The sequence below is a fragment of the Polynucleobacter sp. MWH-Spelu-300-X4 genome, assembly GCF_018687515.1.
Classification (GTDB): Bacteria; Pseudomonadota; Gammaproteobacteria; order Burkholderiales; family Burkholderiaceae; genus Polynucleobacter.
On sequence record NZ_CP061294.1, the window covers coordinates 753,077 to 765,249 of the forward strand.

General features: G+C 44.8%; 11 protein-coding genes. 8 read left to right on the plus strand and 3 right to left on the minus strand.

Going from position 1 to position 12,173, the window contains the following annotated elements; translation table 11 throughout:
• Positions 1–4: 4 nt before the first annotated feature.
• Both recJ and ICV01_RS03920 read right to left on the minus strand, forming a co-directional pair.
• Complete coding sequence (recJ, locus tag ICV01_RS03915; protein WP_215288810.1) at positions 5–1,747, minus strand: single-stranded-DNA-specific exonuclease RecJ; 1,743 nt, start codon at positions 1,745–1,747, stop codon at positions 5–7.
• Positions 1,744–2,664 (minus strand): hypothetical protein, encoded by a 921-nt coding sequence (locus ICV01_RS03920; RefSeq protein WP_215288811.1) that lies wholly within the window; start codon positions 2,662–2,664, stop codon positions 1,744–1,746. The genes recJ and ICV01_RS03920 overlap by 4 nt, the downstream gene beginning before the upstream one ends.
• A gap of 58 nt (positions 2,665–2,722) precedes the next feature.
• Between ICV01_RS03920 and ICV01_RS03925 the strand changes: the two genes are divergently transcribed.
• The 7 genes from ICV01_RS03925 to ftsB all read left to right on the plus strand — a co-directional run bounded on the left by ICV01_RS03925 (position 2,723) and on the right by ftsB (position 9,898).
• Positions 2,723–3,994, plus strand: coding sequence for a lipoprotein-releasing ABC transporter permease subunit (locus ICV01_RS03925; protein WP_215288813.1), 1,272 nt, complete (start codon positions 2,723–2,725; stop codon positions 3,992–3,994).
• Positions 3,987–4,673 carry a lipoprotein-releasing ABC transporter ATP-binding protein LolD gene (gene lolD, locus ICV01_RS03930; RefSeq protein WP_215288815.1) on the plus strand — a complete coding sequence of 229 codons (687 nt, stop codon included), beginning with the start codon at positions 3,987–3,989 and terminating at the stop codon, positions 4,671–4,673. Before ICV01_RS03925 ends, lolD begins: the two co-directional genes overlap by 8 nt.
• Positions 4,674–4,682: 9 nt before the next feature.
• Complete coding sequence (locus ICV01_RS03935) at positions 4,683–5,504, plus strand: TatD family hydrolase (protein WP_215289125.1); 822 nt, start codon at positions 4,683–4,685, stop codon at positions 5,502–5,504.
• Positions 5,505–5,670: 166 nt separating this feature from the next.
• On the plus strand, positions 5,671–7,314 hold the full coding sequence (locus tag ICV01_RS03940) for a CTP synthase (protein ID WP_215288817.1): 1,644 nt from the start codon (positions 5,671–5,673) through the stop codon (positions 7,312–7,314).
• Between the two features lie 22 nt (positions 7,315–7,336).
• The gene (gene kdsA, locus ICV01_RS03945) at positions 7,337–8,194 is read left to right on the plus strand and encodes a 3-deoxy-8-phosphooctulonate synthase (RefSeq protein ID WP_215288820.1); all 858 of its coding nucleotides are present in this window, start codon (positions 7,337–7,339) and stop codon (positions 8,192–8,194) included.
• A gap of 17 nt (positions 8,195–8,211) precedes the next feature.
• Positions 8,212–9,498: a phosphopyruvate hydratase gene (gene eno, locus ICV01_RS03950; RefSeq protein WP_215288822.1), complete on the plus strand. Its 1,287-nt coding sequence runs from the start codon at positions 8,212–8,214 to the stop codon at positions 9,496–9,498.
• Positions 9,499–9,550: 52 nt separating this feature from the next.
• Positions 9,551–9,898 (plus strand): cell division protein FtsB, encoded by a 348-nt coding sequence (gene ftsB, locus ICV01_RS03955; protein ID WP_215288824.1) that lies wholly within the window; start codon positions 9,551–9,553, stop codon positions 9,896–9,898.
• Between the two features lie 35 nt (positions 9,899–9,933).
• Here ftsB and ICV01_RS03960 read toward each other — a convergent pair whose 3' ends face one another.
• Positions 9,934–10,914: an Hsp33 family molecular chaperone HslO gene (locus ICV01_RS03960; protein WP_215288826.1), complete on the minus strand. Its 981-nt coding sequence runs from the start codon at positions 10,912–10,914 to the stop codon at positions 9,934–9,936.
• Positions 10,915–10,950: 36 nt separating this feature from the next.
• On the opposite strand from ICV01_RS03960, the gene ICV01_RS03965 reads away from it, so the two are divergent.
• Positions 10,951–12,162, plus strand: coding sequence for a YbfB/YjiJ family MFS transporter (locus ICV01_RS03965; protein WP_251369387.1), 1,212 nt, complete (start codon positions 10,951–10,953; stop codon positions 12,160–12,162).
• The last annotated feature ends 11 nt before the right edge of the window (positions 12,163–12,173 follow it).

Genomic DNA, 12,173 nt, shown 5'->3' on the forward strand with positions numbered 1-12,173 from the left:
GTAATTATAAGGCTTCATCGAGTGCCTCGATGTGTAATTGCGCTCTAGCAACCCCTTGATAGTGATCCGTGACGAGTCTATAGGCTAATTTGGCAGGGTTTGGCAGGGTTTGAGCCCTGGAGAACCAAATAGCATTGATGGTTTTACCATGGGGCTCTCCATTGGGTTTAATGGCTTTTAACTGGAGTTTGAGGTGTTTTTCTTGAATAAGAGCTTGGCTTAAAACTTCAAACTGCCCCATAAAAACTGGAGCAGGAAAGCCTTGCCCCCAAACTTCTTCAGCCAATAGCGTGCCTAATTGTGGTTCGATCAGCTCAGCCGGGAGGTTGCCATCATGAACTAACTGGCGCTCTAAGGTTTCTTCCGTCATTAATTCATTAGCGACCAATTCAAAGGCGTCTTGGAAACGTTTGAAGTCTTGAGTATGAATGGTGAGTCCCGCTGCCATGGCATGGCCGCCAAATTTGAGTATCAGTTCAGGATGCTTTTTAGAAACAAGATCTAAAGCATCTCTTAAATGAAAACCAGTAATGGATCGGCCAGACCCTTTTAGTACTTTCATGCCGGCTTCTTCGCCGGGTGCGAAGATTAAAGTGGGGCGGTGGAAACGCTCTTTGAGGCGAGAAGCGACGATGCCTATAACACCTTGGTGCCAGGTTTCATCCATCAAACAAAGACTGGCTTGGTTGCCTACTTCAATATCTATTAAATTATTTAAAGCAGTTTCTTGCATACCTGCTTCAATGCCTCGACGTTCTCGATTCATGCGATCAAGCTCTTGAGCTAATTGCATCGCTTCTTCATTGGAATCTGTTAGAAGACATTGAATGCCTAATGACATATCTGAGAGTCGACCGGCAGCATTTAAACGAGGGCCTAAAGTAAAACCCAAATCAAAAGAGCTGGCTCGAGAAGGATCACGGCTAGCGACAATATATAAAGAACGAATGCCGGGCTGCATTAAGCCGTTTTTGATGCGTTTGATGCCGTTCGAAACCAAAATACGGTTGTTTCTATCTAAAGAGGCCACATCAGCCACAGTACCAAGCGCCACTAAATCAAGCAGATTTTCTAAACGTGGTTGGTTTTCGGCGGTAAAGATATTTCTTTTACGTAACTCAGCTCTTAGCGCGATTAATAAATAGAACATTACTCCGACACCAGCTAATGCTTTGCTTGGAAAAGGGCAATGCGGTTGATTAGGATTCACGATCCATTTGGCATCGGGGAGTTGGTCAGCTGGTAGGTGGTGGTCGGTGACCAGTACCTCCATACCCAATTGATTTGCTTGAGCGATACCGGCGATGCTAGCAATACCGTTATCGACGGTAATAAGAATGTCTGGTTTCTGATTGCGTTGCGCTGCGAGTTCAACAACTTCAGGCGTTAGACCGTAACCTAAGGTGAAACGATTGGGTACAAAGTAGTCGACTTGTATGTCAAATGGTGCACCAAGTGCTTTTAATCCACGCATGCCTACTGCGCATGCGGTGGCGCCATCGCAGTCGTAGTCCGCAACAATCAAAAGTTTCTTTTTGTCTTTGATGGCATCAGCAAGATAAGCTGCAGCAGCTTCACAGTTTTTTAATTGTTGTGGTGGAATGAGTTGTTTTAATTCAAGGCTTAGCTCTTCGGGTTGGTGAATACCTCGTGCGGAAAATAGCCTAGATAAAACTGGATGGACGCCACTTTGTTCAAGCCAAGTGGCTTCTCGCTCTGAGTAGGGGCGTTCGATAAATTTCATCATGATTGACCTAATATATCCTCAAGGCGAGGTGTGTGAGCCTTTTTCCAAAAAGCCCAACCTTTCTTAGGTAAATTTTCTAAGGTGATGGTGCGAATACGCTCGACACCTTCAGGGAAATCAATGAGTTCTAGACGGTTAATTTCCTGGGATCTTAGAGCCTGAATGGCCGCATCCCAAATCTGATGTGACCGAGCATCTTCTTCGGCTAATAAAGATAAGGTGTTTTTAAAGCTTGGAGTTTCTAAATGAGCTAGGTGTGTTTTCTGGAGGTGGTTGGCAAGAAAACTTAAATAACTGTCTTGGCTGTGCAACTGCTGCGCATCTTTGATGGCAACATGTGGCTGGATATCAGATAGGCAACCAATGCCACTAATCCAGACGGAGTTGATGCTCAATAAACCGCTGGCTTGACGCGCTTGATTAACTGGGTGATCAAACCAAATCATTTGTATGTCGTTTTGCCATTTGCGCCACTGTCTAGCTAAGCCAACGGTTTCATTATCGATGGGCATCCATACATCGATATTTCTTCCTTCGGCTTGTGCGCTATGGACGGTAGAGAGTGAGGCTAGTTTTTCCGCTCCAATAAACCATTTACCTGGCAAGTGATGGGGGCGGTATAGGGTAGGCGATATTTCAGCCAAGATATCTTTGACTGATTCATACAGCGCTTCAGATTCTTCGAGAGTAATCTCTAAGATGCTTGGGTTGGTTAAAACCAAGTGATCTCTGGCAGCATGAATGTGAACCAACTCAAGTCGTGCAATGTGGCTAAGCGGATTAAGCTTCGGTTCATATTGAGAAAGTTCTAGTGGCGCACTACTGTTTTTAGGACCTAAAAGAAACTTTTCGTAAGGAAGACCTCGCTCAAGGAGTTCTTGATCTTCTTTGCCAATTATCACGAGTGTGTATTTCATAACCCTAATTTTAGGGGGCATTTAGACCTAATGTCTAAGACACGACTAAACTGTAGGTATGAGTCATTGGCCAATTGAACTAGAAATCGCATGGCGCTACACCAGCGCTAGGAGGAAAGCCGGTAAAAACAAGGAAACCGGCTCGAAAGATGGCTTTTTGTCATTTATATCATCTGTGTCCATGGTGGGTATTGCCCTTGGGGTTGCAGCACTGATTGTCGTGCTTTCAGTTATGAACGGTTTCCAAAAAGAGGTGCGAGATCGCATGCTCTCCGTTTTATCTCATATTGAGGTTCATGCCCCAGCGGGTTTAGGGGATTGGCAGCCTTTAATGGCACAAGTAAAAACACACCCGCATGTCACAGGTGCTGCTCCCATGGTGATGTCTCAGGCATTGATTAGCCGCGGGGATGTGATGAGGGGAGTTGCTATTAGGGGTATTGATCCAGTGATGGAATCAAATGTTTCTGATATCCCTAAGCACTTCATTCAAGGCTCTATTGATGAATTGCGCCCTGGGGAATTCGGCTTAGCTCTTGGTTCTGAGTTGGCCATGACTTTAGGTGTGCAATTGGGTGACAGAATTACCATCATGGTGCCAGAGGGAGATATCAATCCTGCTGGTATGACGCCTCGCATGAGAGCCTTTAAATTAATTGGCGTCATTGATAGTGGTCATTATGAATTTGATAGCACTTTGGCTGTGGTTCATTGGAAAGACGCGGCTGCGTTACTACGTTTAGATGGGCCGTCAGGTCTCAGACTGAAGTTGGATGACATGCAAATTGCGGCCAAGGTGGCCGATGAATTGGCGGTCAAATTGCCGGGTCTGTGGGTAAAGGATTGGTCGCGCCAAAATAAAAACTGGTTTGCCGCTGTGCAAACTGAAAAGCGCATGATGTTCATTATTTTAACGCTCATTATTGCCGTCGCTGCTTTTAACTTGGTATCTACGTTGGTGATGACGGTGACGGATAAGCAAGGCGATATCGCTATCTTGAGAACCATGGGCGCTAGCGCTGGGATGATTCAGCGTATCTTTTTTGCGCAAGGTTTCATGATCGGAGCTTTAGGAACTTTGGGCGGTATCTTTTTAGGTTTGCTTGTGGCTTTGAATGTTGATGTGATTGTTCCCGTTATTGAGGCTATTTTTCGGGTTCAATTTATTCCAAGAGATATTTACTTTATTTCTAGCTTGCCTTCTGATGTGAGAAGTGGTGATGTGATCACGGTAGGTTTAATGGCTTTCTGTTTGTCATTGTTGGCAACTTTATATCCAAGTTGGCGTGCAGCTAAAGTCCAACCGGCTAATGCGTTGAGGTATGAGTGATATGACATTAGCGATTGTTGCGAAAAATATTTCGAAGACCTATGGGCATGGCGCATCTAAGGTGGATGTGTTGCAGGGTATTAACTTGGAAGTCAATGCCGGTGAGAAGGTCGCTATTGTTGGGGCTTCTGGTTCAGGCAAAAGTACTTTATTGCATTTGCTGGGTGGTTTAGATCATGCGACCAGTGGTGAAGTGGTTTTAGCGGGTAATTCATTGAGCCACTTATCTGAGGCGCAGTTAAACCATTTGCGTAATCAACATTTAGGTTTTATTTACCAATTCCATCATCTTTTGGCTGAGTTCAGCGCGGTAGATAACGTGGCCATGCCATTGCGGATTCGCGGCGTTGCTTCAAAAATTGCTCGTGAGTCTGCTAAAGAAATGTTGTCCAAGGTAGGTTTGTCGCATCGAGTGGACCATCGTCCAGCCGCGCTGTCTGGTGGTGAGAGACAGCGTGTCGCTGTTGCAAGAGCTTTGGTAGCTAAACCAAGTTGCGTGCTAGCTGATGAGCCAACTGGTAATCTGGATGCTGAAACTGCTGATACGGTATTTGATTTAATGCTGGACCTTGCTAAGAATCAAGGCACGGCTTTTGTGATTGTGACGCATGACCCATTAAGAGCTGCGAGATGTGATCGCATTTTGCATTTGCATCACGGCGTTTTAAAAGGATCTTAATTAATGGCAATGTGTTTAGATACGCATTGTCATTTGGATGCCAGCGAATTTGATCTTGATCGCGAGGCGGTCATCGAGCGTGCCGTAGCAACTGGAGTTGCTGGTGTGTTGATTCCGGCGGTTCAGGCAAAAGATTTCAACACTGTTAAGCAGCTGGCTCATCATGCCGCTCACAAACTGCCGGCAACTTGTTACACCTTGGGTATTCATCCGCTGTATACGCCTCAAGCTCAGAAACAAGATATTGCAACGCTTAAGCAAGCTATTGAGATGTCTTTGGACGATCCTCGGTTTGTTGGTATTGGTGAAATTGGCTTAGATTATTTCGTGCCGGAGTTAGATGGCGAAGTTCAAGCATATTTTTTTGAAGAGCAATTAGCTTTGGCAGAGCAATTTAATTTACCGGTTATTTTGCATGTTCGTCGTTCTCAAGATGCCATTGTCAAAGCCTTGAGATCTAAAAAAATATCAGGTGGTATTGCTCATGCTTTTAATGGAAGTTTTCAGCAAGCTGAGAATTTCATGAAACTTAATTTTGTGATGGGTTTTGGTGGCGCGATGACTCACCCAAGAGCACTTCAAATTAGACGCTTAGCAAAAGAGTTGCCAGCCGACAGCATTGTTTTAGAAACAGATGCGCCAGATATTCCGCCGGTATGGTTGTCAGGTGAGGTTGTTTCTCGGAATGAGCCTGGCGAGTTGCCTCAGATTTCTTCTGAGTTGGCACAGCTTCGTGATGCATTAGTTAGTCAAACACAACATATCTGTACTCAAAACACTTTACGCGTTATGCCACGTTGGCGCGATTTAGTGAATTCAATTAATAGTTAGTAAATTGTGTCGAATTTCTCTAAAACTTGACTGTTGGGTCTAATTATTAAGGGTTGTTAGCTAAGTAATAAAAGGCTCTTAGCTATATTGAAATGAATAAATTAGTTTTTTTGAGCATTTTTTGTGGCTGTCGGTATAATTGCGTATTACCCACTAAGCATATTCGATGACTAAATTCATCTTTGTTACTGGTGGTGTGGTTTCTTCCCTAGGGAAAGGTATCGCAGCCGCCTCATTAGCCGCCATTCTTGAATCGCGCGGCCTAAAAGTCACCCTCTTAAAATTAGACCCTTACATCAACGTTGACCCCGGTACGATGAGTCCTTTCCAGCATGGAGAAGTCTTTGTGACCGAGGATGGCGCTGAGACCGATTTGGATTTGGGTCATTATGAGCGTTTTGTATCTGCCAAGATGCGTAAAAGTAATAACTTCACCACAGGTCAGATTTATGAATCTGTGATCCGTAAGGAGCGTCGTGGTGAGTACCTTGGCAAGACTGTTCAGGTGATCCCGCACATTACTAATGAAATTCAGAATTTCATTGAAAAAGGTGCAAAAGCCAGTCATGACGGCCAAGCTGATATCGCTATTTGCGAAATCGGTGGCACGGTTGGTGATATCGAGTCTTTACCGTTTCTAGAGGCAGCTCGTCAAATGAGCTTGCGTTTGCCGCAAGGCGATACAGCTTTTGTGCACTTAACGTTAGTGCCTTATATCGCTAGCGCTGGTGAATTAAAGACTAAGCCAACTCAGCACTCTGTACAAAAATTACGCGAAATCGGTGTGATGCCAACGGCATTGCTCTGCCGTGCAGATCGTCCGATTCCTGAAGATGAGCGCGCCAAGATTTCTTTGTTTGCCAATATGCGCGAACAGGCTGTGATTTCAGTATGGGATGTCGACACGATTTACAAGATTCCTCAGATGTTGCATGAGCAGGGTCTTGATGAATTAATTTGCCAAGAGTTACGTTTAAATCCAAAGCCAGCTGATTTATCTGTTTGGAATGGTTTAGTTGATAGCTTGGAAAATCCTAAGCATGACATCACCATTGGTATGGTTGGTAAATATGTTGATTTGACTGAGTCTTATAAATCTTTGATTGAAGCTTTGCGTCATGCAGGTATTCATAATCAAACCAAAGTCTCGATTCGTTACATCGACTCAGAGAACTTAGAGCATGGCGATGTATCTAGCTTGCAAAACTTGGATGCCATTTTGGTGCCAGGTGGTTTTGGTAAGCGTGGTACGGAAGGCAAGATTGCCGCCATTAAATACGCACGTGAAAACAAAATTCCTTATTTAGGTATTTGTTTGGGTATGCAGTTAGCAGTGATTGAGTTTGCTCGCCATATGGCAGGTTTGACTGGTGCTAATAGTACGGAGTTTGAGCCAGAAGGTCCAAATCCAGTGGTTGCTCTGATTACTGAGTGGATGGATCGCGAAGGGCGCCTTGAAAAACGTGATGAAGCATCTAATTTAGGTGGCACGATGCGTTTAGGTTCTCAGCGTTGCCCAGTGAAGCCTGATACTTTAGCAGCGAAGATTTATGGCCCAGAAGTTAACGAGCGTCACCGTCACCGCTATGAAGTGAATAATGTGTACGTGCCGAAACTAGAGTCTGCTGGCTTAATTATTTCTGCAAGAACACCGAATGAAGAATTGCCAGAAATTATGGAATTGCCATCAACAATGCATCCATGGTTCTTCGGCGTTCAGTTCCACCCAGAGTTCACATCAACCCCTCGTGATGGACACCCACTTTTCTCAGCTTATGTGAAGGCAGCGTTGCTTCATAAAGGCGTATAAGAAAAGTTAAAAAGGACAGAACATGAAACTATGTGATTTTGAAATTGGCTTAGATAAACGATTCTTTCTCATTGCTGGTACTTGCGTGATTGAGTCTGAGCAAATGGCGATGGACACAGCGGGTCAGTTAAAAGAAATTACATCAAGCTTGGGTATTCCGTTTATCTACAAATCATCGTTTGATAAAGCGAATCGCTCTTCAGGCACTTCATTCCGTGGTTTGGGTATGGAAAAGGGCTTGGAAATTTTGGCTAAAGTTAAAAAAGAAATCGGTGTGCATATTCTTACCGATATTCATGACATCAGTGAAGTGAAGTCAGTAGCTGCTGTGGTGGATGTGCTTCAAACGCCAGCTTTCCTATGTCGCCAAACTGACTTCATCCGCGCTTGTGCGCAAAGTGGTAAGCCAGTCAACATTAAAAAAGGCCAGTTCTTGGCTCCCGGTGACATGAAGAATGTCATCGATAAGGCAAGAGCGGCTGCAAAAGAAGTGGGTTTGTCTGAAGATTTATTCATGGCTTGTGAGCGAGGCGCTTCTTTTGGTTACAACAATCTAGTTTCTGATATGCGCAGTCTAGCGATCATGCGTGAAACCGGTGCGCCAGTAGTATTTGATGCGACCCACTCTGTTCAGTTGCCTGGCGGTCAGGGTACGAGTAGTGGCGGTCAGCGCGAGATGGTGCCTGTGTTGGCACGTGCTGCTGTGGCTGTGGGCATTAGTGGTTTATTCATGGAAACACATCCTAATCCTGCTAAGGCGCTATCTGATGGTCCGAATGCTGTGCCATTAGGAAAAATGAAAGATTTGCTATCTACATTAGTGGCACTTGATAACGTTGTTAAAACTGGCAACGTATTTTTAGAAAAAGATTTTCAATAATTGTTTAGGGAGAAGTCATGAGCGCTATCGTTGACATCATTGGTCGTGAAGTATTGGACTCTAGGGGCAACCCAACAGTTGAGTGTGATGTATTGCTTGAATCTGGCGTAATGGGTCGCGCTGCTGTACCTTCTGGCGCATCAACAGGTTCACGTGAGGCGATTGAGTTGCGTGATGGCGACTCTGCGCGTTATCTAGGTAAAGGCGTATTAAAGGCTGTTGAAAATATCAATACTGAAATCGCTGAATCTGTCATGGGTTTGGATGCTAGTGAACAGGCTTTCTTAGATCGCACTTTGATTGATTTAGATGGTACTGAAAACAAAGCACGTTTGGGTGCCAATGCGACATTAGCTGTTTCTATGGCAGTAGCTCGCGCAGCTGCTGAAGAAGCTGGTTTGCCGCTATACCGTTACTTTGGTGGTTCAGGCGCCATGCAATTGCCAGTGCCTATGATGAACATCGTCAACGGTGGCGCGCACGCTAACAATAGCTTAGATATTCAAGAATTCATGATCATGCCTGTGAGCATGGGTAGTTTCCGTGAAGCTTTACGTTGTGGTGCAGAAGTATTCCACGCGTTAAAGAAAATCATTCATGACCAAAATATGCCAACTTCTGTTGGTGATGAAGGTGGTTTTGCACCTAACTTCAAGAGCAATGAAGAATGTTTGAACACAGTGCTTCAGGCCATTGAAAAAGCAGGTTACAGACCAGGCGAAGATGTTTTATTAGCTTTGGACTGCGCTGCAAGTGAATTCTATAAAGATGGTAAATACCATTTATCTGGTGAAGGCTTGCAATTAAGCTCATCAGAGTTTGCTGACTACTTAGGTAATTTAGCGGATAAATTCCCAATCGTTTCAATTGAAGACGGTATGCATGAAGGCGACTGGGAAGGTTGGGCAACATTGACTCAGAAATTGGGCAAGAAAATCCAATTGGTAGGTGATGATCTATTTGTTACAAACACCAAGATCCTTAAAGAAGGTATTGATAAAGGTATTGCTAACTCCATCCTTATCAAGATTAACCAAATTGGTACATTGACTGAAACTTTCGCTGCAATCGAAATGGCTAAGCGTGCTAACTACACGGCTGTGATTTCTCATCGTTCTGGTGAGACAGAGGACAGCACGATTGCTGATATCGCTGTTGGTACGAATGCGGGTCAGATTAAGACAGGTTCATTGTCTCGTTCAGACCGTATCGCCAAGTACAACCAGTTAATTCGTATTGAAGAAGACTTAGGTGATATTGCTACTTACCCAGGTAAGTCAACTTTCTATAACTTGCGTAAGTAAGTTGTAGAAGAGCCTAAAGCAATCAAGAAAAACCAAGAGAAAAAGAGCCAAGATGCGCATTATTGTTTACAGCATGTTGGCTCTTCTCATCGTGATTCAGTTTCCATTGTGGTTAGGTAAGGGTGGTTGGTTGCGTGTCTATGAGTTGGACCGCCAGGTCACTAAGCAGACTGAAAAAAATGAAGCGCTTGCTGCGCGTAATGCCAAATTAGCTGGTGAAGTTCAAGACCTTAAAGATGGCACGAAAGCGATTGAAGAGCGTGCGCGTGCTGAACATGGCATGAGTAAAGAAGGGGAAATCTTTGTACAGGTTATCCCTAAAAAATCAGCTGCTGACATTGCTGAGAAAAAAGACGCTAAAACAGATCCAAAATCCGACAACAAAGTCGCCAAACACTAATTAAGCAATCAAGCTAAACAAACAAAGCTAAGCAATCAGTGCTTTGATCTTGGTGGTTGTTGTACAGCTCCCGTTAAGGTCGGGCTCGCAAAAATTTGTTTGCAATCCACTGCATCAAAGTTATAAATCTGACCACAAAAATCGCAGTTAGTTTCAACCGTGGCTTTTTCAGCCAAGATGCTATTAACTTCTTCTTCGCCGAGCATTTTTAGCATATCAGCTACTTTGATGCGTGAGCAACGGCAACCAAACTGAATCGGGCGCTGATCAAAGCTACGAACACCGTGATGTGTCGATTCATCTAGGTACAAGCGCTTCATGAGTACTTGCGGTTCTAAGGTGAGCAATTCATCATTGGTCACGGTTTCAGACAACATCTGTAAGCGGCTCCAGCCTTCAGCAGCCAGCTCATCGCTCATCTTTAATTGGCCACCCATATTAGGTAGGCGTTGTAGTAATAGGCCGCCACAAGCATTTTCATCACTTGCTAGCCATAAACGTGTTTCCAACTGCTCAGAATCCCTCATATAAAGCGATATGGCCTCAGCAATCGTTTGGACAGGCTTGGTGCCGTCATGTAGAGCGACGATGCCTTGGTAAGGGTTTTGGCCTGGTTTACGGTCGGCTGGGTCTAATGTGATGACTAATTTGCCGTTGCCGTCTGGATTAATTAAATCTGATAAACCTGCATTTTCAGGTAAATCTGCTAAATCAATGTCCTCATTGAGCTTAGCTGTGGCTCGGATAACGAGGTTCTCGTTGCACTCCAATACCAACAAGCGCACCGCACCATTTCCTTGCGCCTGAATAATCAGACTGCCATTGAACTTCAAGGTGCCGCTTAATAAAACGCCGGCAGCCACGAGGTCGCCTAAGAGCTTTTTAACGGCTGGCGGATAGTCTTTGCGGGCCAAAATGGCCTGCCAAGAGTCTTTTATGTGAACGATTTCTCCCCTAACTGGGGCTCCATCAAATACAAAAACTTGGAGTAGATCTAAAGCTTTATTTTCTTTCATGCCTTATATTGTAGAAACTTTATGAAATGAGTGACTGTGTTCTCAAATAAACATCCATTTTTAACGGCTATTTCTTTGGCGCTAGGCTCTGCGATTGCCTTGGGCTTGGGCCGTTTTTCTTATGGATTATTGCTCCCAGTTATGCGGGAGGACCTTGATTGGTCTTATCTCGTAGCTGGCACCATGAACACGGCTAATGCGATTGGTTACCTCATTGGCGCCTTATCTTCCCCAGTCATGATGAGGAAAATATCCGTTAATCGCTTTTTTATTATTTCTTGCGTTATTACTGCTATCTTCCTATTTTTATCGGGTTGCACGGATCAGACGGTGGCTTTATTCATCTACCGAGTGATTGCCGGTATTGCGAGTGCCTGGGTCTTTGTGGCGGGTGGTGTGCTGGCTGCGCAGTTGGGCAGTATTCACGCTAACAAGTCAGGGTTGCTTTTAGGTATTTACTACGGTGGTCCTGGTTTGGGCATCACGCTCTCAAGCTTAACTTTGCCTTTGGTTGGGCAGTGGGCCATGGATATTCATTGGCAGCACTCATGGCAACTCTCTTGGTATGCCATTGCGATGATGTGCATCATCCTCACACTCTTGCTGATTAAACCGGTGCAATCTATTCCGGCAGTGCCGCCTAAAAAAGCAGGGCACTCAGGTACGCCGATTCAATCGTACATACCCATTTTGGCGGGTTACTTCATGTTTGGTGTGGGCTACATTGGTTACATGACCTTTGTGGTGGCCTTGCTCAAACAATTAGGGCTAGCGAGCGCCACTTTAAATCTCTTCTACGCACTCCTAGGAGTTGCGGTCATGGCATCTTCTCGCTTATGGGCTAAGTTGCTAGATCACTTTAAAGGTGGCCAATCTTTGGCTATTCTTAACACCTTATTAGGCATTGCTTCTTTCATACCGGCCTTTTTAGCCATTTATGGGGCGCAGATGGATGGCGCAGCCATCGTGGCGATCTTCTTCTCAGGCCTCTTATTTGGCGGCGTCTTTTTATCCGCAGTGGCATCAACCACAGCCTTTGTTAAACACAATATGCCTCAAGCCGATTGGGTGGGTGGCATTACTGTTTTTACCAGTATTTTTGCCGCAGGTCAGATTGTGGGGCCTACGATTGTGGGGTGGATTTCAGATGGGCAGGGTGGTCTAGCCCAGGGCTTAGTTTTATCGGGCGTAGCGCTTTTTATTGGTGGATTCATCGCTACACGACAGAAGCCGCTCAAGCAAAAATAAGTCGACATTTC

What these genes read in the sequence shown, in the direction of transcription:
- recJ (WP_215288810.1), bottom strand. Translation starts at nt 1,747, where the DNA reads ATGATGAAATTTATCGAACGCCCCTACTCAGAGCGAGAAGCCACTTGG.
- ICV01_RS03920 (WP_215288811.1), bottom strand. Translation starts at nt 2,664, where the DNA reads ATGAAATACACACTCGTGATAATTGGCAAAGAAGATCAAGAACTCCTT.
- ICV01_RS03925 (WP_215288813.1), top strand. Translation starts at nt 2,723, where the DNA reads ATGAGTCATTGGCCAATTGAACTAGAAATCGCATGGCGCTACACCAGC.
- lolD (WP_215288815.1), top strand. Translation starts at nt 3,987, where the DNA reads ATGAGTGATATGACATTAGCGATTGTTGCGAAAAATATTTCGAAGACC.
- ICV01_RS03935 (WP_215289125.1), top strand. Translation starts at nt 4,683, where the DNA reads ATGTGTTTAGATACGCATTGTCATTTGGATGCCAGCGAATTTGATCTT.
- ICV01_RS03940 (WP_215288817.1), top strand. Translation starts at nt 5,671, where the DNA reads ATGACTAAATTCATCTTTGTTACTGGTGGTGTGGTTTCTTCCCTAGGG.
- kdsA (WP_215288820.1), top strand. Translation starts at nt 7,337, where the DNA reads ATGAAACTATGTGATTTTGAAATTGGCTTAGATAAACGATTCTTTCTC.
- eno (WP_215288822.1), top strand. Translation starts at nt 8,212, where the DNA reads ATGAGCGCTATCGTTGACATCATTGGTCGTGAAGTATTGGACTCTAGG.
- ftsB (WP_215288824.1), top strand. Translation starts at nt 9,551, where the DNA reads ATGCGCATTATTGTTTACAGCATGTTGGCTCTTCTCATCGTGATTCAG.
- ICV01_RS03960 (WP_215288826.1), bottom strand. Translation starts at nt 10,914, where the DNA reads ATGAAAGAAAATAAAGCTTTAGATCTACTCCAAGTTTTTGTATTTGAT.